Here is a 21,455-nt window from a genome sequence, read left to right on the forward strand (position 1 = left end):
CCCCGCTATCGGCCTGAACGGCCTCGTCCTCAAACGCCGGACGGGCTGGGTATGTCAGCCCCTCCGGCGTTTGAGGAGCGGGGTCTGGGGCGGAGCCCCAGGGATGGGACGGGTAGGGGCGGCGGGGGCGAGCAACCCCTGTCCTGATTACCGCCCCGCCTCCTTGGACACCAGCGCCACCGCCTCGTCCACGTCGTCCGTCAGGTGGAACAGCAGCAGGTCGTGCTCCGAGGCCTTGCCCTGGGCGATGAGGGTGTTCTTGAGCCAGTCGACCAGGCCGCCCCAGTACTCCGTACCGAAGAGCACGATGGGGAAGCGGGTGACCTTCTGGGTCTGGACGAGAGTCAGCGCCTCGAAGAGTTCGTCCAGTGTGCCGAGTCCGCCCGGCAGGACCACGAAACCCTGCGCGTACTTGACGAACATCATCTTGCGCACGAAGAAGTAGCGGAAGTTCAGCCCGATGTCCACGTACTGGTTGAGCCCCTGCTCGAAGGGCAGCTCGATGCCGAGTCCGACCGAGATGCCCTTGGCCTCGCAGGCACCCCTGTTGGCGGCCTCCATGACGCCGGGCCCACCACCGGTGATGACGGCGAAGCCCGCCTCGACGAGCCCTCGGCCCAGCGCGACCCCGACTTCGTACTCCGGCGAGTCGACCGGCGTGCGGGCGGAGCCGAACACGCTGATGGCAGGCGGGAGTTCGGCGAGCGTGCCGAAGCCCTCGATGAACTCCGACTGGATGCGCAGCACTCGCCAGGGGTCGGTGTGCACCCAGTCCGTGGGAGCGCGCTCGTCCAGCAGACGCTGGTCCGTCGTACTCGCCTGTACCTGGCCGCGCCTGCGCAGTACAGGGCCGAGCCGCTGCTCCTCCGGTGGCTGCTTGCTGCCCTCGGGGTTGCCGGTAGCCATGTCCGCTCCCTCCGCGTAGGGGCCTCCCCCGCTCGAGCAGAGCCGCGAGCTTGGGGAGGTCGTTCCACATCAGCCTAGATCTACGCCGGTTACGGAGGGGGGACGCGGGCATGTCCGCCGTGAACCGCCCAGGGGGACAGCGATGAGGACGTCGACCCCATCGACCGCCACCGGCCGCATCAGGACGTCAGCCAGGCCCGCAGCCGCTCCTCGCCTGCCAGGACCTTTGCCGTTTCGACCCGTTCATCCCTTTTGTGAGCCAAGAGAGGATTGCCGGGACCGTAATTGACGGCCGGGACGCCGAGCGCGCTGAAGCGGGAGACGTCGGTCCAGCCGAACTTGGGCTGCGGGGTGCCGCCGACCGCCTCGATGAACGCGGCGGCCGCAGGGTGGGACAGGCCGGGCAGCGCCGCGCCACTGTGGTCGTCGACCACGAACTCCTCGACCCCGCAGTCCGCGAAGACCTCATGGACGTGGGCCAGAGCCTCCTCCTCGCTGCGGTCGGGCGCGTAACGGAAGTTGACGGTCACCACACACTCGTCCGGGATGACGTTGCCGGACACGCCGCCCTCGACGCGGACCGCGTTCAGGCCCTCCCGGTACTCCAGCCCGTCGATGACCGGATGACGCGGCTCGTACGAGGCCAGCCTGGCCAGGATGGGCGCGGCCGCGTGAATGGCGTTGGAGCCCATCCAGCCGCGTGCGGAGTGCGCACGCTCGCCCTTCGTCTTCAGCAGCACCCGGAGCGTCCCCTGACAGCCGCCCTCGACCTGCCCGTCGGAGGGTTCCAGCAGGACCGCGAAGTCGCCCTTCAGCCAGTCCGGGTGGGCCTCAGCAACATGCCCCAGACCGTTCAAGTGGGCCGCGACCTCTTCGTTGTCGTAGAAGACGAAGGTGAGGTCCCGGTTGGGTTCGGGCACCGTGGCCGCGATACGCAGCTGCACGGCGACGCCCGACTTCATGTCGCAGGTGCCGCAGCCCCACAGCACGCCGTCCTCGTCGAGACGCGACGGTACGTTCTCCGCGATCGGCACCGTGTCGATGTGTCCGGCGAGGAGGACGCGCTCGGCCCGCCCCAGGTTCGTACGGGCGACGACGTTGTTGCCGTACCGGTCGACCGTCAGGTGCGGCAGGGTGCGCAGCGCGGTCTCGACGGCGTCCGCGAGGGGCTTCTCGCTGCCGCTCTCGGAGGGGAAGTCGACGATCTGCGCGGTGAGCCGTGCGGCGTCCAGGGTGAGGTCAAGCGGGGCGTCGGTCATGCCGTCGACCCTAACGCGCGGGGTCAGGTCACCTCCCCCAAGGCACCATGGAACGAATCTCGCCGCCTATTGACTAATTGTCCACAGTGTCGCTCGGCCCTCAGTTGCCTCCTATACCTTGTTACGCGTGCCTGAACGCCCCACTTCCGTCCGTCGCGGCCGCTTCTTCCGTTTCGGTGCGGCCCTAGCGACACTGCTCGCCCTCGCGGCCTACCTCGCGGTGCAGTACCTCACCGGGGGCACGGGCGCACCGCGCTGCACGGTCGTCTCGGGCAAGGGTGACGGCGCGTCGTACGAGGTCACGGCGGAGCAGGCGGCGAACGCCGCGACGATCTCGGCGGTCGGCGCCAATCGCGCCATGCCCGAGCGGGCCGTCACGATCGCCCTCGCGACGGCGCTCCAGGAGTCCGGCCTGCGCAACATCAGACACGGCGACCGGGACTCGCTCGGACTGTTCCAGCAGCGGCCGTCGCAGGGCTGGGGCACCGAGAAGCAGATCATGGACCCGACGTACGCGGCGGGCGAGTTCTACAAGCACCTGGCCAAGGTGCCGGGTTACTCGCGGCTGCCGCTCACCGTCGCCGCGCAGCGCGTGCAGCGCAGCGGCTTTCCGCAGGCGTACGCGAAGCACGAGCCGGACGCCACGTTGCTGGCCGCGGCACTGACCGGGCGCGCCGCCGCCACGCTCACCTGTGAGGGGCGCCCGGGAGTCCAGCCGGGCGGCCCCGACGCGGTGCGCGCCGCGCTCGTACGGGACTTCGGTCAGAGCGTGTTCCAGCAGGCGGGCGCGGAGCGATACGCCGGCTCGGAACGAGGTGCGGGGCCCGAGGACGGGGCAGGCACCGACGGGAGCGCCACGCCGTCGGCCGCACCCACGGCCGGAAGCGGCGCCGGAAACCCCCGCACCGTGACCATCCCCGTCCCCGACGGGGCGAGGGCCGAGGGCGGGGAGCGGCAGCGCGGCTGGGCGCTGGCGCACTGGGCCGTGGCCAACTCCTCCACGCTGCACATCCGGCAGGTCGCCTACGCGGGGCGGGTCTGGACGGCCGGGAACACCCGCAGCGAGTGGCGCGAGGACGGCTCGCCTTCCCGGAACACGACGAGCGCCGTCCGCATCGTCGCCGGACTGTAGAACGGACAGCGGCCCGGAAAGCAGCCTGGTAAGCGGCCCGGACAGAGGCCCCGGAAAGCGGTCCGACAACAGGCCCGGGCAACAGAGCCGGGCAGCAGTGCGAGCCCTCACTCGCCGGAGGGAGTAACCGGGGCGCCATGTCCACGGCGCGCACGGGTTTTCGCCCCGCCACTCTCCTCTCCGGCGAATCCCTTGGGAGCAAAGGGCCGTAAGGATTCAGCAGGCTTTGCCGCCAGGCGGTTTTCGCCCGTTTTCTCCGCAGCCGATAATGCGACGCATTGCCAACTCTTTACTTTTGGCCACCGCAACCTTCGCGGACTTCGAGCGGTAGTCACTGCGTCCGACGCCGGAAACGATCAGCAGCCAGCCGGTCAACTCCCCGTCGGGGTCGGACACTTCACCGTTCTCTCCCGTCTAAGGAGCATCATGTCCCTCCCCCTGACCCGCCGGATCGCCCGTGCCGCGCTGCTCATCGCAGCGGGAGCGGCGCCCGTGGTCGGTGCGGCCGGCTCCGCCGGCGCGGCCGAACTGCCGGCCACCCCCGACCTCGGCGGAGTGACCACGCTGGACAACGCGGACACCACCGCCGACGGAGCCGCGCGCAACGTCACCGGGCTCGCGGGCGACGCGGATGCGGGCGACCTGGGCGACGTGGACCGCAAGGCGGTCAAGAAGGCCACCGGGGATGTCACCGGGCCCGCGGGTGACGTGGTCGGTGCCACCACGAAGTCGACGGGAGGGGAGCTGCCGACCGACGGCCTCTCCCAGGGCGGCACCCTGCCCACGAAGCAGCTGCCGGTCCAGGAGCTGCCGGTCGGCTGACGCCGCTCGTACGGCGCCGCTCATACGGCGAAGGGGTCCAGGTGCACGCCACCTGGGCCCCTTCGCCGTACGTACGAAACGGCAGTACGGGTGCTTACAGGCGCTCCACAGCCGCCCGCACCCGCTCGTCCGTCGCCGTCAGCGCCACACGTACGAACTTCTCGCCCGCCGGCCCGTAGAAGTCGCCCGGCGCGACCAGGATCCCCAGCTCCGCCAGGTGGCCCACCGTGTCCCAGCAGGACTCGTCCCTGCTCGCCCAGAGGTAGAGGCTCGCCTCGCTGTGCTCGATGCGGAAGCCGTGCTTCAGGAGGGCGTCGCGCAGGGCCGTGCGGCGGGCCGCGTAGCGCTCGCGCTGTTCGCGCACATGGGTGTCGTCACCGAGCGCGGCGACCACCGCCGCCTGGGTCGGCGCGGACGTCATCATGCCGCCGTGCTTGCGGATCTGGAGGAGGTCGCCGAGCACGGTCTCGTCGCCGGCCAGGAACGCGGCCCGGTAGCCCGCGAGGTTCGACCGCTTCGAGAGCGAGTGGACCGACACGATCCCCTCGTACGAGCCGCCGCACACGTCGGGATGCAGGACCGAGACCGGGTCGGCCTCCCAGCCCAGCTCGATGTAGCACTCGTCCGAGAAGACGAGGATGCCGTGCTCACGCGCCCACGCGACGATCCGGGTCAGTTCGTCCTGGGACAGGACACGGCCCGTGGGGTTCGAGGGCGAGTTGAGCCACAGCAGTTTCAGGCCGGCCGGGTCGAGCTCCGTCGGATCCTCGTACGCGACGTGGTCCGCGCGCGCCAGACGGGCGCCGACCTCGTACGTCGGGTAGGCGAGGCGCGGATGGGCGACCTTGTCCCCCGGGCCGAGGCCCAGCTGGGTCGGCAGCCAGGCCACCAGCTCCTTCGAGCCGACGACCGGCAGGACATTGCGATGGGTGACGCCCCGCGCGCCCAGCCTCCGCTCGCACCAGCCCGTGAGCGCGTCCCGCAGCTCCGGCGTGCCCCACACCGTGGGGTAGCCGGGCGAGTCGGCCGCCGCCACCAGAGCTTTCTGGATCAGCTCGGGCACCGGGTCGACCGGAGTGCCGACGGACAGGTCGACGATGCCACCCGGGTGAGCGGCGGCCGTCGCCTTGAAGGGCTCCAGCTTGTCCCAGGGAAAGGTGGGAAGCCGGTCGGAGACTGCGGACACGGGGATCACTTTCTGCTCGGGCAAACGCCTCGGTCCCGTACGGCGACGCGATCGAGGTGATCAGGCCGTACGGGACCGAGGCGGCGCGCGGATGCGGGCCGCTTACTGGTTCTGCGGCGGCAGCGCTGCGATGAAGGGGTGGTCGCGCTCGATCAGTCCCAGCTTGCTGGCACCGCCGGGCGAGCCGAGCTCGTCGAAGAACTCGACGTTCGCCTTGTAATAGTCCTTCCACTCTTCCGGAGTGTCGTCCTCGTAGAAGATCGCCTCGACCGGGCAGACCGGCTCACAGGCTCCACAGTCGACGCATTCGTCCGGGTGGATGTACAAGGACCGGGAGCCCTCGTAGATGCAGTCGACCGGGCACTCCTCGATGCACGCCTTGTCCTTGACGTCGACACAAGGCTGCGCGATGACGTAGGTCACGCTGTCGTTCCTCCTCGATAGGGCGCTGGCGAGCCGTCCACAGGCTCCGCCACCTGGCGCGCGGGAGCGCGGCGTCGTCGATGCCCACACCTAGTATCTCCGTTCCTGGGCATGATCCGAACAGGAGGGTTGGACTGAGCTGTGGAATTCTCCGCGCGCATACGGCTTGAGGTCCGCATTACCCCCGCTGACGTGGGTAAACGCGTCTCCCTACGGCAGCTGGACGAACACGCACCCAAGGGTGAGAAGTTCACCGACACGGTCGGTGTTCTCACATCATGGGACGACGATGTGCTGCTGATCACACGACGGTCCGGGGAGGTCGTCCGCATCCCGGAAAACTCGCTCGTCGCGGGCAAGGTCGTCCCGTCCGCTCCGGCCCGTCGGCGTGGCCCCTCGGCGACGTACGAGGAGCTGGCACGGGTCGCCGCGCGGGCTTGGCAGCCGGTGGAGTCCACCCGTCTCGGCGACTGGGAGCTGCGGGCCGCCGCCGGCTTCACCCGCCGGGCCAACTCGGTGCTGCCGCTCGGGGACCCCGGTCTGCCGCTCGACGCGGCGCTGACCTTCGTGCGGGACTGGTACGCGGCCCGGGGCCTGCCCGCGTACGTCCAGACCGCGACCGGGGCCGAGGGCACGCAGGAGCTGCTGTGCGCGGAGCTGGCGGAGCGGGGGTGGACGCGCGAGGTGACCGCCGAGATGTGGATCGGCGCGCTGGCCCCGGTCGGTGACCTCCCTGACCCGGCTCGCCCCGTGATCCTCTCCCGCACGGCGGACGAGGCGTGGCTGGGCCGCTACCAGCGCAAGGGGATGAGCGACGTGGCCCTGAAGGTGCTGGGCAGCGGGCCTTCGGTGTGGTTCGCCACGGTGCCCGGCGCCGAGCCGGGCATACCCGCCGCGATCGGCCGCTGCGTGGTCGACGGCCGCTGGGCCGGCTTCGCCGCGGTCGAGGTCGATCCGTCCCTCCGCCGCCAGGGTCTGGCCACGACGGTCATGACGGCTCTGGCCCGCCAGGCCCTCTCCGAGGGCGCCTCGGCGGCGTGGCTGCAAGTGGAGACCGACAACGCGGCGGCGCGCGCGCTGTACGCCCGCATGGGCTTCACGGCCCACCACGCGTACCACCACTACCGCGGCGGTGGCGAAGGTGCGGACGGACGAGCCGATGCCTGAGGCGGCGGCACCGCGGAGGGCGGGATCCCGCCGTACGCCGAAAGCAACCGCGCGACACGGTGACCGAATCGAGCGCCGACGCTCCACGGGCACACCGGACCGCATGACAACCACCACCGGCGCGCCGGAGGCGAAGGGCCGCGGCCGGAGGCGAAGGGCCGCGGTCGGAGGCGGGCGCGCCGGAGAGTGAATGGCCGGGGAAACTGGTCGTAAGAGCCACGCAGCGGTAGCGATCGGCGTGAAAGGGCACGAGGCAGTTATGGGTCCCCCTCATCCTCCTGGGCCGGAGCAGAGTGCCGTGTGGCGACAGCGCTTCAGCGAGGAGGCGCGGGCCGACCGGCCCGATTTGTCCATGCTGTGCCTCCTGATCGGCGCCCAGGCCGACGGGGCGCTGGACGAGGCGGGGATGGATGCCGCTCAGATCGAGCTGGACCGGCTGGCCGGGGAGTTGCCGTTCCGGCCGGGCGGGCCGCGCTCGTGGGCCACGGCCCTGGCGGAGCACCTCGGCGAGCGTTGCGGGTTCCGCGGTACGCCCGGGGACTATCAGCGACTGGAGTCCTCGCTCCTGCACGAGGTGCTGCGGCGGCGACGCGGGCTGCCCATCCTGCTGTCGGTGGTGTGGATGGAGGTCGCGCGCCGGGCCGGTGCGCCGGTCTACGGGGTCGCCCTGCCCGGACACTTCGTCGTGGGCTTCGGCCCCCCGGAGCAGCAGGTTCTCGCCGACCCCTTCGACGGCGGCCGCGTACTGACCGGCCCCGACGCGGAGCTGCTCGTGGCGGGCGCCACCGGCGCTCCCCTGGACCCGTCGATGCTCACCCCCGCCGACCCGCTCGACGTCGTCCTGCGCATCCTCAACAACATCCGCGCCTGGGCCGCCGCCCGCCCCGAACGAGGTGACGTCGCCCTGTGGGCCGTGGAGCTCTCCCTCCTCCTCCCGTCCCACCCTGCCCGCCTGCGCTACGACCGCGCACAACTCCTCGTCCAGCGCGGCGACTTCCTGCTGGGCGCGGCCGAACTCGACGCGTACGCCGATATCGTGGCCGGCGTCGACGAACCTGCCGCGGACCGCATACACCAACAGGCCCGCGCGGCCCGCGCGATGCTCAACTGACCTGCCCGCACCACGGGTTGCCGACCGCACGAACAGGGGTCTACGTGAAGCTCACTGTGCTCGGCGGCTCCGGCGCCTGGCCCACCGCCGCCCACGCCTGCAGCGGCTACCTCGTCGAACAGTCCGGGTTCCGGCTGCTCGTCGACCCCGGGTACGCGACCTTTCCGCAGCTGCTCCACCACGTCACCGCCGACGCGGTCGACGCCGTCCTGGTCACCCATGGGCACCCGGACCACTGCGCCGACCTCAACCCGCTGCTCCGAGCCCGGGCGCTCGCCGACAGCCCGCCACCCGCCATGCCCGTGTACGCGCCCGCCGGCGCCCTCGACGCCGTTCTGGCGCTCGACAGGCCGGGCATGCTCGCGCCCGCGTGCACACGCCGCGACTTCGCACCGGGCGACACCCTGACGGTCGGCCCGTTCACCATCGGTACGGCATCGCTCCCGCACCACGTCCCGAACGCGGGCCTGCGTCTGACCACGGCCGACGGTGTCCTGACGTACACCGGGGACACCGGCCCGAGTCCCGAGATCACACGCCTCGCCGAAGGCGCGGATGTCCTGCTCTCCGAGGCGACGTACCCCCACGAAGTCCCGGACGAGGACGCCCCGTACCTGCTGACCGCCGTTCTGGCCGGGCAGTACGCGGCACAGGCGGGCGTCGCCCGGCTGCTCCTGACCCACCTGTGGCCGGGGACGGACCCGGCGACCGCGGTGACGGCAGCCGCCGTGGTCTACGACGGCCCGGTCGACGTGGCGACGACCGGGCTCGTCGTGGAGATCTGACCGACCGCCCTCACCACGCGGACTGCCTGATCCAATCAGACCGAACCGAACCAAAACGAAACGGACCGAATCCGATCGAAACCACCTAACTCGGGTTGGTCTCGATCACACCCGTGCGTTCGGAGCCCGACTTGCCGAGGAGCGCGGGGCGCAGCGCGTTGACCACGTCCTGCGGCGTGACCGCGGTCTTCCTTCCGGTACCCCTCGTGATCGTCACGCCTTCGAACGTGGTGCCGTAGAGCTCCTTGAGCGCTTCGAGGTCGTACGTGTCCACGAGCTTGCCGTCGACGGCCTTCACGCCAAGGAACTTCCAGAGGGAGTTCTCCGGGCTGAAGCGGATCTCCGCGGTACCGGCCCTGACGGTGACGATGCCCGACATCGCCGGCTCCGCGAACTTCTTCATCATCGCGTCGACTTCGGCCTTCGAGATCGTCGGCTGCCGCGTGGTGGTGGGGACCTTCACGGGATTGGACTTCCCGGTCTCCACCTGCGTGCGGTACGCCTCCTCGACGGCCTCCGTCGACTGCCCTATGGCGATGCCCTTGCCCGTCTTGCCGTACACGGCGACGGCCTTGCCCGACTCGAACTTGATCGTGCCCTCGGTCGCCGAGCCGGTGCCGCCCGCCTCGCGCTCCAGGGCAGCCCGCAACTTCTCCCCGTCGACGGGCATCACCGGGTCGATGACGCGCTTGTTGCCGAACAGCGAACCCACCACCGACACGGGGTTGTAGTCGGAGCCCGCGGCGGCGCGGACCGTGGCCTGGCTGTCGAACTGAAGGCCCGCCTGATCAGGCTTGAGCGAGACCGTGTCGCCGTCTACCGACAACTGGATCGCCTTGTTCATACGGTCACCGAAGGCGTCGTTGAGCTTCTTGACGGCGTCGTCGCGGGTGCCGCCGCCGATGTCGACGCCGAGCACCGTGGTGCCCTTGGGCACGTCGGAGTGGTTCATCAGCAGCCCGGCGCCGTAGACGCCCCCGCCGAGGACCACCACGCCGACGCCCAGGAGCACCAGCTTGCTGCGCCCCTTCTTCTTCGGCTTGGCCGCGACAGGCGCGGCCGGCGAGACGGGTTCGGGCAGCTTCGGGGGCTGGTGCGGCAGCGGGCCGTCGGAAAGGGCGCCCGGCCCGAACGGCGAGTTCTGTGGGGACGGTACGACGGGGATGCCGCTGGTCAGAGTGTGTCCGGAGACGTTGTCACCGGGGCCGCCGCCGTAACCGGGCGGTTCGGGGGCGGGCTTCTGCGGGGTGAGGATGGCGGTGTCGTCGCTCATTCCGCCGCCGGGTCGACCGGGGCTCCCGGCCGGAGCACCAGGGCTGCCCGGGACACCGGGGCCACCAGGCACACCGGGGCCGCCGGGGCCACCAGGGCCACCAGGACCATCCGGCCCACCCGGGCCCCCCAGACGAGCGGGACCCGCATACCCGTCGGGGTTCCCCGGACCGCCCGGACCGCCCGGACCTCCGGCACCGGCGGGCGGCGCGAGCGGCCCGTCTCCGGTGACCGGTCCGCCCGTCGGGCCCGAGGGCCCGCCCCGGCCGTTCTCGGGGACGTCGGAGAAATAGGGCAGGTCATCGCGCCGCGACGAGTCACCGCCGTCGCCCGCGCCCTTCGTCTTCGGCGGGTGCCCTCCCGTGCCGGTACCGAGCGGCCCCGCCGCCAGCGCACTGGACACGTCGAAGGAACCGGTGCCGCCGCCGTGCCCGGGCGCCACAGGACTCGTGCCGCCCGCGCCGGGCAGCCCGGCGCCGCTCGTGCCGTTCGCGCCTCCGGGCGGACCGCCGACGCCACCACCGGGCCGGGGCGCTCCACCGGACCCGCCGGCAGAACGCGGCCCCGGTACGGCGGGCCCGCTCGGCGCGCCCGCACCAGCACCAGCACCAGCACCAGCACCCTGCGTATCCGTGCCCGGCGTGCCCGAACCTCCGGGCAGCCCGGCCCCGTTGGTGCCGCCACCGCCCGAACCGCCCTTGGGGGCACCGGACTTGCGTGGCGCGAACCAGTCGCTCGTCTTCTCCTTCGCCTCCGCGGGAGCGGCGGGTCCGGAGGAAGGAGCAGGGATCGAGGCCGGGGCGGGGGCGGGGATCGAGGCCGGGTCCGAGGCCTTGGGCGCACCCGAGGCAGCACTCGGTCCCGGCTCCGCGGCGGCCGAGGCCGCCCCGTTCGTACCGCTGTCGGAGCTTTCCGCGTCCCCGACGGGTGTTCTCACGACGACGGGCGGAATGGGCCGCGATCCAGGGATGTTGATCCGGATCCGCGTCGTCAGCGTGGTCTCGGTCTTGCGCTCCTCCGGCCGGTCACCAGCGGAACGCCCCGCGTCGGCAGCGCCCTCGGAACCCGTGGGGGTTCCGTAGGGCGGCGTACCCGACGGGTATGCGGCTCCGCCGCGCCCGTTGGGCCCGGAGGACGAACTGTCAGTTTCACGACTCAAGGCAAGCTCTCCTGGTTGGCTCCGCCGCCCATAGACCTCATCGCTGGGGTCCCCCCTGCTCGGCGAAGCCGAGAGCTCGGGGGAGGCTCGGCGCGCGCACCACCATACTGGCCACTTCTGGCGCGTATCCCGCGACCGCTGAGGAAACCCACACCGGAACCGCACGCACGTTCTGCGGCGAAGTAGTACGTCACTTGCCAAGTCGGGCAGCGGGGCCGCCAGGTTGCCGCCCCGAGCCAAGCGTGGCGCACATCACAGCCACAGCCATGCCTCCGAGCAGGAAGAGATAGGAACCGGCTCCCACACCGAAGAGGAAGTCGCCTTCCGGACGACTCGCGGTGAGCAGGATGACCGCGATCACCCACCCGCCCGCGGGCGCGACCGCCCCGGCCCTGCTGCCCATCGCCCGCGCCCCGCCCAGGAAGAGCCCGGCAGCGCCGGCCAGCGCGAGGATCAACCCGCCCGGGAACCAGCCGGATTGGACCAGCCCGCCCGCTCCCGCGACCACGGCGCCCAGGACGAAAAGGCCGAAGTAAGCGGCTGTCCGCGCGGACGACGGCAGCTTCGGCGGCTGGGCGAGCATGCTTCCGGCACCGGAGCTTCCCGCACCGGAGCCACCCACGCCGGAGCCTCCGACGCCGGGGCCTCGCCCACTGGAGCTTGCCGCCCCGGGCGTCTTAGCTCCGGCCCTGTTCGCACCAGACCGGTTCGCCCCCGCCTTGTTCGCCCCAGACCCGTTCGCACCGGACTTGTCCACGCCAGACCTGTCCACGCCAGACCCCGCCTTGCCGGCCCCTGACCTGTTCGCCTTCGCCCTGTTCCGCGTACTCATCAGGCGCTCTCCTCGGAAATCCCCGCGAACAGGTCCGTCTCCCGCGGCCCGGCCGGCACCCCGGCACGCGCCCCCGCCCGCTCATCGCGCACCAACTCGTAGTACTCCACGACGAACAGCGGCTGAGCGAGTTCGTTGGAGAGCGCGAACCACGGCTCGGCGACCTCGATCTGTGTGGCGTGCGCCCGCATCGCGGCGGCCTTCGCGGCGGCGAAGGACGTACCGTCGATCTCCGTGGTGATCATGGAGTCGTCCACCACACCCGGTACGTCGTCGACGGCGGCGGAGGCGGGGAACGGCAGCTCGCCCAGCACGTCCCTCAGACGCGCGAAGCCCTTTTCGGCCACGGAGCGCGGCACGCGGTTCCAGTAGATCTTGGTGATCGTCCACGGTGCGCCGAGGTCGGGGCGGACGTCCGGCCGGGCGGCCAGATCGGCGGCGCGCATGGCGACCCGGTGGGCCTGGATGTGGTCCGGGTGGCCATAACCCCCGTCGGGGTCGTAGGTGACCAGAACCTGAGGACGTACCTCGCGGATCACCCGGACAAGATCCGCGGCGGCCTCGTCCACGTCCGCCTGCCAGAAGCAGCGTGGGTTGTCGTTGTCGGAGAGGCCCATCATCCCGGAGTCCTGATACCGGCCGGGACCGCCGAGGAAACGGGCGTCACGCACGCCCAGCGCGTCCATCGCCCTGCCGAGCTCCACCTGGCGGTGGCCGCCGAGGGCCTCGCCCGTCAGGTGCGCGAGCTCGGACGGGATGACCTCGCCCTGCTCGCCCCGCGTGCAGGTCACCAGCGTGACATGGGCGCCCTCGGCCGCGTACCGGGCCATGGTCGCGCCGTTGTTGATCGCCTCGTCGTCCGGGTGCGCGTGCACCAGGAGCAGACGACGGGCAGGGGGTTCCGTCATGGACCCCACCCTACGAGGCGCAGGCCGTACGAGCCCCGGGCCGCCCTACGGGAGCCCGGCGCCGCCCGCGAGCGCGGGTCAGAACTTTATGTCCCCGATCATGCCCGCGATGTTCGTCGTCAGCTCGTTGATCGTGGGCGCGATCGTCGAGCTGGCCAGGTAGAAGCCGAGCAGGACGCAGACGACCGCGTGACCGGCCTTCAGTCCTGATTTCTTGACCAGAATGAAGACGATGATCGCCAGCAGCACCACCGCCGAAATCGAGAGTGCCACGGCGGCTCACCTCCAAGGATCCCAGGGATGTGGGGGGCAGAGCAGGGACAATTGTTGATCCGTACAGCAGCCAGCAGGTTCATACCCACGCGGCGCCATTGATCATAACTATCCATGGCTGCGCATCGATCGGCGCACGGCCGCACAAGGGGGCGCATGGCCAATATGGTCGGGGCATGACGACCGAGCCTCTCTCCTTTCCGCGCCGGCAGGCGCGCACCCTGCGCTTCACGCTCGGTGCGCCCCGCGCGTTCACCGTGGCCCCCGACGGTTCCCGTGTCGTGTTCCTGCGGTCTCGCTCGGGTACGGACCGGGCGAATCTGCTGTGGGTCCTCGATGTGGCGGACGGCGACAGCCGGAGCGAGGCGGGGGTCCCTTCGGCCGAAGGGCGGGAGCGCGTGGCCGCGGACCCGCAGACGCTGCTCGAGGGGGCGTCCGAGCGGCTGTCGGCCCAGGAGCGGGCGCGCCGCGAGCGCAGCCGGGAGGGCGGCGCGGGCATCGTCGGCTATGCCACCGACAAGGCCGTGGAGTTGGCCTCCTTCGCCTTGTCGGGGCGGCTCTTCACAGCAGAACTGCGGGCCGGCACGGCACGTGAACTGCCCGTTCCCGGACCGGTGCTGGACCCGCGCCCCTCCCCCGACGGACGGCTCGTCGCGTATGTCTCCGGGGGCGCCCTGCGGGTCGTCGGCGCCGAGGGCGAGGACGACCGGGCGCTCGCGGAGCCGGAGCCCTCGGCGGGTTCGGCGACGGTCACCTACGGGCTGGCCGAGTTCATCGCGGCCGAGGAGATGGGCCGTTCGCGCGGGTTCTGGTGGTCGCCGGACTCGGACCGGCTGCTGGTCGCGCGGGTCGACGACGCGCCCGTACGCCGCTGGTGGATCGCCGATCCCGCGCGGCCGGAGCAGGCCCCGCAGCAGGTCGCGTACCCGGCGGCCGGTACCGGCAACGCGGAGGTACGTCTCTTCGTGGTCGGGCTCGACGGGGCGCGCACGGAGGTCGTCTGGGACCGGGCGCGCTATCCGTATCTGGCACGAGTGCACTGGTCAGCGGCCGGAGCACCGCTTCTGCTCGTGCAGGCGCGGGACCAGAAGAGCCAGCTCTACCTGGCCGTGGACGCCGACTCCGGGGCGACCCGGATGGTGCACGCGGACGAAGATCCACAATGGCTTGATCTTTTCCCCGGCGCACCGTGCTGGAGCCCGGGCGGACAGCTCGTGCGGATCGCCGACGAGGGCGGGGCGCGGGTCCTGGCGGTGGGTGAACGCCCCTTGACGGGACCGCAGTTGCATGTGCGCGCGGTGCTCGACGTGTCGGACGACGATGTGCTGGTGTCCGCGTCGGCGGGCGAGGCCGCGGCGGCCCCCGAGATCGGCGAGATCCACGTCTACCGCGTCAACGGCCTCGGCATGGAGCGGCTGTCGCAGGAGCCGGGCGTGCACTCGGCGGTCCGCTCGGGCAATGTGACCGTGCTCGTCTCGTCGGTGCCCGACCGGCCCGGGGCACAGGTGCATGTGCTGCGCGAGGGAAAGCCGGCGGCAACCGTGGCCTCGTACGCCGACCGTCCTGGACTGCGCCCGCGCGTGAGCCTCACGGAGGCGGGTGAGCGCCGGGTGCCGTGCGCCGTCCTGCTCCCCACGGGCCACACCGACGGCCCGCTGCCGGTCCTGATGGATCCGTACGGTGGCCCGCACGCACAGCGCGTGCTGGCCGCGCACAACCCGCATCTCACCTCACAGTGGTTCGCCGACCAGGGCTTCGCGGTGATCGTCGCGGACGGGCGCGGCACACCGGGCCGCTCCCCCGCCTGGGAGAAGGCGATCAAGGACGATCTGGCCGCTGTCGTCCTCGATGACCAGATCCACGCGCTCCGGGCGCTCGCCGAGCGCTTCCCGCTGGACCTGAGCCGGGTCGCCATCCGCGGCTGGTCGTTCGGCGGCTATCTCGCGGGGCTCGCGGTGCTGCGCCGCCCGGACGTCTTCCATGCGGGCATCGTGGGCGCGCCGGTCACCGACCAGCGGCTGTACGACACCCACTACACGGAGCGCTACCTGGGCGATCCGAACCGGCAGCCCGAGGTGTACGCCGAGAACTCGCTGATCGACGACAACGGTCTGGTGGACGCCGCCGAGCCGGCCCGTCCGATGATGGTCGTGCACGGCCTCGCCGACGACAACGTGGTGGTCGCGCACTCCCTGCGGCTGTCCTCCGCGCTGCTGGCCGCGGGCCGCCCGCACGAGGTGCTGCCGCTCTCCGGGGTCACCCACATGACCCCGCAGGAACAGGTGGCCGAGAACCTGCTGCTGCTCCAGGTGGACTTCCTGAAGCGCTCGCTCGGCGTAGCGTAGTCAGGCAACCGGCCGGGGCGACATGGCGCGCCCCGGCCGGTTTACGGCACCCGCACGGCCGTACGTTGTTCAGCCTGACGCGTCCGTATATCGGTACCGCTTCAGCCAAGTTGCCTGCGTGTTAACGCAGTTGATAAGCATTTATCATGCTATGTCACGGACACGGCCTCGGCGAAGTGGCAGGCCGATGCGTGCACCGCGGGACCCGTGTCGTACCGGAACCCGGCGGGCACCGCGAGCAGCGGCACCTCGAGCGCGCACCGTTCCCGGGCCTTCCAGCAGCGCGTGCGAAAGCGGCAGCCGGACGGGATGTTCGCCGGTGAGGGCACATCGCCGTGGAGGATGATCCGCTCCCGGTGCTCCCGTGCCTCCGGGTCCGGGACGGGCACCGCGGACAGCAGGGCCTGGGTATAGGGGTGGGTCGGGTGGTCGTAGATCTCGGCGTCCCTGCCGGTCTCCACGATCCGCCCGAGGTACATCACGCCGACCCGGTCGGAGATGTGCCGCACGATCGACAGATCGTGCGCGATGAAGACGTACGACAGGTCGAAGTCGTCCTGGAGCCGGTCGAGCAGGTTGATCACCTGGGCCTGCACGGACACGTCGAGCGCCGAGACCGGCTCGTCGGCCACGATGATCTCGGGCCGGAGTGCCAACCCCCGTGCGATGCCGATGCGTTGGCGCTGGCCGCCGGAGAACTGGTGCGGATAGCGGTTGATGTACTCCGGGTTGAGCCCGACCACGTCCAGCAGCTCCTGGACCTTCTTGCGACGGTCGCCCTTCGGCGCGGCCTCGGGGTGGATCTCGTACGGCTCTCCGATGATGTCGCCCACGGTCATGCGGGGGTTGAGGGAGGTGTACGGGTCCTGGAAGACCATCTGGATGTTGCGGCGTACGGCTTTCAGGGCGCGACCGGACAGCCGGGTGATGTCCTCGCCCTTGTACTTGATCGAACCCGCCGTCGGCCGCTCCAGGTTGACCAGCATCCTGGCGACCGTCGACTTGCCGCAGCCGGATTCGCCGACGATGCCAAGGGTCTCGCCCCGGCCTAGTGCGAAGTCCACGCCGTCGACGGCCCTGACCGCCCCGATCTGCTTCTTGAAGAGGACGCCCCGGGTGAGGGGGTAGTGCTTGACCAGGCCACTGGCCTCCAGAATCGCCTCAGGCATCGAGCGTCTCCCGCCAGTAGAAGCAGGCGCTCCCGCGGTCCGCGTCCACCTCGGCCGGCGGGGGCTCCTCGGCGCGGCAGATGTCCTGGGCCATGGGACAGCGCGGATGGAAGGCGCAGCCCGGTGGGATGGCCATCAGGTTCGGCGGCAGGCCCTGGATCGCGTACAGCCCCTGGCCCTTCTGGTCGAGGCGTGGGATGGAGGCGAGGAGGCCCTTGGTGTACGGGTGGGCGGGTGCCTTGTAGATGTCGTGGACCGGGGCCGACTCGATGATCCGGCCCGCGTACATCACGGCGATCCGGTCGGCGACGTCGGCGACCACGCCGAGGTCGTGGGTGATGAGGATGAGGCCCATGCCGAGTTCGCGCCGCAACTCGGCGAGGAGGTCCATGACCTGGGCCTGAACGGTGACGTCGAGGGCCGTGGTCGGCTCGTCGGCGATGATCAGCGCCGGTTCGAGGGCCATCGCCATGGCGATCATGATGCGCTGGCGCATTCCCCCGCTGAACTGGTGCGGATAGTCGCCGGCGCGCGCCGCGGCGGCGGGGATCCGCACCCGGTCCATCAGCTCGACGGCCTTCGCCTTCGCGTCCTTCTTCGACATCCCCCGGTGGACGGTGAACATCTCGCTGAGCTGGGCGCCCACGGAGAGGACGGGATTGAGCGCGGACAGCGCGTCCTGGAAGATCATCGCCATCCGGGCGCCGCGGATCCGCCGCCGCTCCTGCTCCTTGAGCTTCAGCAGGTCCTGCCCCTGGAACTGGATCTCGCCCCCGGTGATCCTCCCGGGTGGCGTGTCGAGGATCCCCAGGACGGCCTGCGCGGTCACGGACTTCCCGGAGCCGGACTCGCCGAGCACGGCGAGCGTCTCCCCGGCGTCGACACCGAAGGTGACTCCGTTGACCGCCTTGGCGATACCGTCCCTGGTCCTGAACTCCACGTGCAGGTCGCGCACTTCGAGCAGCACGGCCGCTCACCTCAGCTTCGGGTCGAGGGCGTCGCGCACGGCGTCGCCGAGCATGATGAACGCGAGCACGGTGATCGCGAGCGCGCCGGCCGGCCAGAGCAGCGCGTGCGGCGCCTGCCGGATGTACTGGGAGGCCGAGGAGATGTCGATGCCCCAGCTCACCGTCGGCGGTTTCAGCCCGACACCGAGGTAGGAGAGGGTCGCCTCCAGCGCGATGTACGTACCGAGCGCGATGGTCGCCACGACGATGACGGGCGCGATGGCGTTCGGTGCGATGTGCCGCAGCAGCAGTCGGGAGGGGGAGGCGCCGAGGGCGCGGGCCGCCTGGACGTAGTCGTTCTCCCGGGTGGTGATGACGGAGCCGCGCGCGATGCGGGAGATCTGCGGCCAGCCGAGCAGCACCATGAACCCGATCACGGGCCAGACGGTGTTGCTGGTCACCACGGACAGCAGCACCAGACCACCGAGGACGACCGGGATCGCGAAGAAGACGTCGGTGATCCGGGACAGCAGCGCGTCCCACGCCCCGCCGAAGAATCCGGCGAGCCCGCCCAGGAGGCCGCCGAGGACCGCGACCCCGAGCGTGGCGCAGACACCGACGGTGACCGACACCCGCGCCCCGTACACCGTCCGTGTGTAGACGTCGCAGCCCTGACCGTCGTACCCGAAGGGGTGTCCGGGCTGGGAGCCCTGCTGGGCCTTGGCGAGGTCGCACTTGAGCGGGTTCCCGGGGGCGATCGCCGAGGGCCACAGGGAGATGACGACCAGGAAGAGGATGATCAGGCCCGCGATGATGAAGACCGGGTTGCGGCGCAGGTCGCGCCAGGCGTCGGACCAGAGGGAACGCGGCTTCTCCTGTGGCTCCTTGTCGCCCTCCGGGCCGCCGGGCGACCGTCCGCCGGAGGCGGCCGACGGCTGCCGCTCCAAGGTCGTGGCCTCGTCGGCGGCCAGGTCCATCGCACCGCCCACGCCCGTCGCGGCGACGGCTCCCTCGGTCTCGTACGGCTGCTCAGGCATAGCGGATCCTCGGGTCGAGTACGGCGTACAGGAGGTCGACCAGCAGGTTGGCCACCAGGAAGACGAGCACGAGGACGGTCACGAACCCGACGACGGTCTGGGTGTTCTGCCGGAGAATCCCCTGGTAGAGCTGGAAGCCGACGCCGTGGATGTTGAAGATGCGCTCGGTGACGATCGCGCCGCCCATCAACGCGCCGATGTCGGTGCCGATGAAGGTGACCACGGGGATCAGCGAGTTGCGGAGCAGATGCCGGGTGATCACCCGGTGCCGGGGCAGGCCTTTGGCGATGGCGGTACGGACGTAGTCGGCGCGGCGGTTCTCCGCGAGGGACGTACGGGTCAGCCGGGTGACATAGGCGAGGGAGACCGAGGCCAGTACCAGGCCGGGCACGATCAGCTCGCCGAAGCCGGCCTCCGTGGAGACCGACGGTCTGATCCAGCCCCACTCGACGCCGAGCAGCAGCTGGAGCAGCAGACCGGTGACGAACACCGGCACCGAGATGACGACGAGGGTCACCAGCAGGACGCCGGTGTCGACGGGCCGCCCGCGGCGCAGACCCGTGGCGACCCCGAGCGTGATCCCGATGACGATCTCGAAGAGGATCGCGACGATCGTCAGCCGGATGGTGACCGGGAAGGCGGTCGTCATCAGCTCGGTGACCTTCTGCCCGTTGAAGGCGGTGCCGAAGTCCCCGGTGAAGACGTTGCCCATGTACGTCAGGTATTGCTGCACCAGCGGCTTGTCGAGGCCGAACTCCCCTCGCAGCCGGGCCGACGTGGCGGGGTCGCACTGCCGGTCGCCGCACAGGCCCGCGACGGGGTCGCCCATCACGTTCACCATCAGGAAGATCAGCAGCGTGGCCCCGAAGAAGACCGGGATCATCTGGAGCAGACGCCGGATCACATACCGTCCCATGGGGGCTCCGGAGGTAGGGGGCAGCCCTTTCGAGGAGCCGCCCGCCGCGGCTCAGTTGACCTTGATCTCGTTGTAGACGGGGACGCTGAAGGAGTTGAGCGCCACGTCCGAGAGCCGTTCCGAGTAGCCGGCGCTGCCGTTCTGGTACCAGAGCGGGATGGCCGCCATGTTGTCGCGGACGATCTTCTCGGCCTGCTGGAACCGCTGGACGGACTTGCCGGCGTGGGGCTCGGCGTTGGCCTGGTCGACGAGCTGGTCGTAGTCCTTGTTGGACCACTTGCCGTCGTTGGACGAGGCGTTGGTGTAGTACAGCGGCTGCTGGAAGTTCTGGATCAGCGGGTAGTCCATCTGCCAGCCGGCGCGGAAGGGCCCGGACATCTTCTTGTCGGTGATCTGGTTGCGGAAGTCGGCGAAGGTGCCGACGGGGTTGCCGACACAGGCCTTGTCGTTGTCGAGTGCGTTGTTGATGGAGTTGCAGACGGCGTCGACCCACTCGCGGTGGGAGCCGGTGTCGGAGTTGTAGGTGATCTTGATCTGCCCGCCGGGCAGCCCGCCGCCCTCCTTGATGAGCTTCTTCGCCTCGCCGGCGTCGTACTGGCAGGCGGCGCCGCACAGGCCGGCCCGGTAGCCGCCGTCCTCGCCGAGGACGGGTGACGTCCAGTCGGTGGCGGGGGTGCGCGTCTTCTGGAAGATGGTCTCGGTGATCTGCTCGCGGTTGATCGCCATGGACAGCCCCGTGCGGACCTTCTCCATGCCGTCCTTGCCCCAGACCTTGTCGTAGAAGGGGAAGGACAGGGTCTGGATGATGCCGGCGGGCCGGTTGATGTACCGGTCGCCGAGGTCGGTTCGGACGTTCTTGAGCTGGGAGGCCGGGACGTCGTCGACCAGATCCAGATTGCCCGCCAGGAGGTCGGTGTAGGCGGTGTTGTTGTCCGTGTAGACCTTGAGGTCCACGCCGCCGTTCTGGGCCTTGTCGTCCCCGGGATAGCCGTCCCACTTGCGCAGGGACATCTGCGAGCCCTTGGCGTACGACTCGACGGCGTACGGGCCGTTGCCGACGGGCTTCTTCACCCAGGCCGCGTGGTCGTCGAAGAACGCCCGGGGCAGCGGCGAGAAGGCCGTGTAGCCAAGGGTGTCGGGGAAGGACGAGAACTTCTGCGTGAGCCTGACGGTGAAGGTGCGGTCGCCGGTGACCTTCAGACCGGAGAGCGTGTCCGCGCTCTGCTTGCCGCCGTCCTCCGGGTGCACCTCGTCGTATCCCTCGATGTAGCCGAAGAAGTACGCGTTCTTCTGGTTGTTCCTGAGACTGGCGCCGTAGTTCCAGGCGTCGACGAACGACTTGGCGGTGACGGCTTCTCCGTTGCTGAACGTCCAGCCCCTCTTCACGGTGACGGTGAAGTTCTGCGAGTCCGAGGTCTCGATCTTCTCGGCGAGCATGTTCTCGGCCGCGCCGGTCTCGGCGTCGTACCGTTTCAGCCCGCGGAAGACCATGTCGAGGACCTTGCCGCCCTGCACCTCGTTCGTGTTGGCCGGCTCCAGCGGGTTCTGCGGGTCGCCCCATGAGGCGCTCACGATCCCGGAAGCACCCCCACTGTCGCCGCCACCACCACTGCCCCCGCATCCGGTCGCCGCGAGGGCTACCGCCGCCGCACCCGCGGCCCATCTGGCGTGTGTGGCTCCACGCATGGAGTGCCTCCTCAGAGTGCGCTGCGGCTCCGGCGCAGGGACGCCGTTCCTTCATACCGGCAAATATCAGCCCTTAAAGGATCATTCGCACTTTCACTCCACCCGTCCGGGTGCAGCGGC

At 70.6% G+C, this 21,455-nt stretch carries 20 protein-coding genes; 6 read left to right on the forward strand and 14 right to left on the reverse strand.

Annotated features, from left to right (window positions below; all coding sequences use genetic code 11):
• Positions 1-147 precede the first annotated feature (147 nt).
• Positions 148-906: an LOG family protein gene (locus FGD71_RS15080; protein ID WP_119100969.1), complete on the reverse strand. Its 759-nt coding sequence runs from the start codon at positions 904-906 to the stop codon at positions 148-150.
• Positions 907-1,085: 179 nt separating this feature from the next.
• Positions 1,086-2,165, reverse strand: coding sequence for a succinyl-diaminopimelate desuccinylase (dapE, locus tag FGD71_RS15085; protein WP_119100970.1), 1,080 nt, complete (start codon positions 2,163-2,165; stop codon positions 1,086-1,088).
• 127 nt (positions 2,166-2,292) lie between these two features.
• On the opposite strand from dapE, the gene FGD71_RS15090 reads away from it, so the two are divergent.
• Entirely contained in the window at positions 2,293-3,297 is a 1,005-nt protein-coding gene (locus FGD71_RS15090; protein WP_119100971.1) for a VldE C-terminal domain-containing protein, read from the forward strand.
• Between the two features lie 216 nt (positions 3,298-3,513).
• Here the strand turns inward: FGD71_RS15090 and FGD71_RS15095 are convergent, their stop codons facing one another.
• Entirely contained in the window at positions 3,514-3,693 is a 180-nt protein-coding gene (locus tag FGD71_RS15095) for a hypothetical protein (RefSeq protein ID WP_140935896.1), read from the reverse strand.
• 30 nt (positions 3,694-3,723) lie between these two features.
• Between FGD71_RS15095 and FGD71_RS15100 the strand changes: the two genes are divergently transcribed.
• Entirely contained in the window at positions 3,724-4,119 is a 396-nt protein-coding gene (locus tag FGD71_RS15100; protein ID WP_119100972.1) for an ATP-binding protein, read from the forward strand.
• 94 nt (positions 4,120-4,213) lie between these two features.
• On the opposite strand, the gene FGD71_RS15105 is transcribed toward FGD71_RS15100, so the two are convergent.
• Positions 4,214-5,305, reverse strand: a complete 1,092-nt coding sequence (locus FGD71_RS15105) for a bifunctional succinyldiaminopimelate transaminase/glutamate-prephenate aminotransferase (protein ID WP_119101026.1) — start codon at positions 5,303-5,305, stop codon at positions 4,214-4,216.
• A 102-nt stretch (positions 5,306-5,407) separates the two neighbouring features.
• A complete protein-coding gene (gene fdxA / locus FGD71_RS15110) occupies positions 5,408-5,728 on the reverse strand; it encodes a ferredoxin (RefSeq protein WP_018089397.1) in 321 nt (106 codons plus the stop codon).
• Positions 5,729-5,869: 141 nt separating this feature from the next.
• Here fdxA and FGD71_RS15115 point away from each other — a divergent pair, with 141 nt between their 5' ends.
• The 3 genes from FGD71_RS15115 to FGD71_RS15125 all read left to right on the forward strand — a co-directional run bounded on the left by FGD71_RS15115 (position 5,870) and on the right by FGD71_RS15125 (position 8,791).
• A complete protein-coding gene (locus FGD71_RS15115; RefSeq protein ID WP_119100973.1) occupies positions 5,870-6,895 on the forward strand; it encodes a GNAT family N-acetyltransferase in 1,026 nt (341 codons plus the stop codon).
• 259 nt (positions 6,896-7,154) lie between these two features.
• Entirely contained in the window at positions 7,155-8,006 is an 852-nt protein-coding gene (locus tag FGD71_RS15120) for a SirB1 family protein (protein WP_119100974.1), read from the forward strand.
• A 44-nt stretch (positions 8,007-8,050) separates the two neighbouring features.
• On the forward strand, positions 8,051-8,791 hold the full coding sequence (locus tag FGD71_RS15125; RefSeq protein ID WP_119100975.1) for an MBL fold metallo-hydrolase: 741 nt from the start codon (positions 8,051-8,053) through the stop codon (positions 8,789-8,791).
• 85 nt (positions 8,792-8,876) lie between these two features.
• On the opposite strand, the gene FGD71_RS15130 is transcribed toward FGD71_RS15125, so the two are convergent.
• From FGD71_RS15130 to FGD71_RS15145, 4 genes are all read right to left on the reverse strand, one after another.
• Entirely contained in the window at positions 8,877-11,222 is a 2,346-nt protein-coding gene (locus tag FGD71_RS15130; RefSeq protein ID WP_119100976.1) for a hypothetical protein, read from the reverse strand.
• Positions 11,223-11,412: 190 nt separating this feature from the next.
• Complete coding sequence (locus FGD71_RS48830; RefSeq protein ID WP_119100977.1) at positions 11,413-11,805, reverse strand: DUF6113 family protein; 393 nt, start codon at positions 11,803-11,805, stop codon at positions 11,413-11,415.
• Positions 11,806-12,053: 248 nt separating this feature from the next.
• Positions 12,054-12,962 carry an N-acetyl-1-D-myo-inositol-2-amino-2-deoxy-alpha-D-glucopyranoside deacetylase gene (gene mshB / locus FGD71_RS15140; RefSeq protein ID WP_119100978.1) on the reverse strand — a complete coding sequence of 303 codons (909 nt, stop codon included), beginning with the start codon at positions 12,960-12,962 and terminating at the stop codon, positions 12,054-12,056.
• A 78-nt stretch (positions 12,963-13,040) separates the two neighbouring features.
• Entirely contained in the window at positions 13,041-13,235 is a 195-nt protein-coding gene (locus FGD71_RS15145) for a hypothetical protein (protein ID WP_119100979.1), read from the reverse strand.
• A gap of 176 nt (positions 13,236-13,411) precedes the next feature.
• Between FGD71_RS15145 and FGD71_RS15150 the strand changes: the two genes are divergently transcribed.
• Entirely contained in the window at positions 13,412-15,580 is a 2,169-nt protein-coding gene (locus FGD71_RS15150) for a S9 family peptidase (RefSeq protein WP_119100980.1), read from the forward strand.
• A gap of 149 nt (positions 15,581-15,729) precedes the next feature.
• Here FGD71_RS15150 and FGD71_RS15155 read toward each other — a convergent pair whose 3' ends face one another.
• The 5 genes from FGD71_RS15155 to FGD71_RS15175 are packed head-to-tail and all read right to left on the reverse strand — an operon-like array spanning position 15,730 to position 21,335.
• The gene (locus FGD71_RS15155; RefSeq protein ID WP_119100981.1) at positions 15,730-16,749 is read right to left on the reverse strand and encodes an ABC transporter ATP-binding protein; all 1,020 of its coding nucleotides are present in this window, start codon (positions 16,747-16,749) and stop codon (positions 15,730-15,732) included.
• A complete protein-coding gene (locus FGD71_RS15160) occupies positions 16,742-17,716 on the reverse strand; it encodes an ABC transporter ATP-binding protein (RefSeq protein WP_119100982.1) in 975 nt (324 codons plus the stop codon). The genes FGD71_RS15155 and FGD71_RS15160 overlap by 8 nt, the downstream gene beginning before the upstream one ends.
• A 6-nt stretch (positions 17,717-17,722) precedes the next feature.
• Entirely contained in the window at positions 17,723-18,733 is a 1,011-nt protein-coding gene (locus FGD71_RS15165; protein WP_119100983.1) for an ABC transporter permease, read from the reverse strand.
• Complete coding sequence (locus FGD71_RS15170; protein ID WP_119100984.1) at positions 18,726-19,649, reverse strand: ABC transporter permease; 924 nt, start codon at positions 19,647-19,649, stop codon at positions 18,726-18,728. Before FGD71_RS15170 ends, FGD71_RS15165 begins: the two co-directional genes overlap by 8 nt.
• A gap of 51 nt (positions 19,650-19,700) precedes the next feature.
• Positions 19,701-21,335 (reverse strand): peptide ABC transporter substrate-binding protein, encoded by a 1,635-nt coding sequence (locus FGD71_RS15175; RefSeq protein WP_119100985.1) that lies wholly within the window; start codon positions 21,333-21,335, stop codon positions 19,701-19,703.
• Between the last annotated feature and the right edge of the window lie 120 nt (positions 21,336-21,455).

Origin of the sequence: Streptomyces sporangiiformans (assembly GCF_005768555.2) — a bacterium.
Lineage (GTDB): Bacteria > Actinomycetota > Actinomycetes > Streptomycetales > Streptomycetaceae > Streptomyces > Streptomyces sporangiiformans.

Coding starts and splice junctions, on each gene's coding strand:
- FGD71_RS15080 (WP_119100969.1), bottom strand. CDS start 906: ATGGCTACCGGCAACCCCGAGGGCAGCAAGCAGCCACCGGAGGAGCAG.
- dapE (WP_119100970.1), bottom strand. CDS start 2,165: ATGACCGACGCCCCGCTTGACCTCACCCTGGACGCCGCACGGCTCACC.
- FGD71_RS15100 (WP_119100972.1), top strand. CDS start 3,724: ATGTCCCTCCCCCTGACCCGCCGGATCGCCCGTGCCGCGCTGCTCATC.
- FGD71_RS15120 (WP_119100974.1), top strand. CDS start 7,155: ATGGGTCCCCCTCATCCTCCTGGGCCGGAGCAGAGTGCCGTGTGGCGA.
- FGD71_RS48830 (WP_119100977.1), bottom strand. CDS start 11,805: ATGCTCGCCCAGCCGCCGAAGCTGCCGTCGTCCGCGCGGACAGCCGCT.
- mshB (WP_119100978.1), bottom strand. CDS start 12,962: ATGACGGAACCCCCTGCCCGTCGTCTGCTCCTGGTGCACGCGCACCCG.
- FGD71_RS15150 (WP_119100980.1), top strand. CDS start 13,412: ATGACGACCGAGCCTCTCTCCTTTCCGCGCCGGCAGGCGCGCACCCTG.
- FGD71_RS15155 (WP_119100981.1), bottom strand. CDS start 16,749: ATGCCTGAGGCGATTCTGGAGGCCAGTGGCCTGGTCAAGCACTACCCC.
- FGD71_RS15165 (WP_119100983.1), bottom strand. CDS start 18,733: ATGCCTGAGCAGCCGTACGAGACCGAGGGAGCCGTCGCCGCGACGGGC.
- FGD71_RS15170 (WP_119100984.1), bottom strand. CDS start 19,649: ATGGGACGGTATGTGATCCGGCGTCTGCTCCAGATGATCCCGGTCTTC.
- FGD71_RS15175 (WP_119100985.1), bottom strand. CDS start 21,335: ATGCGTGGAGCCACACACGCCAGATGGGCCGCGGGTGCGGCGGCGGTA.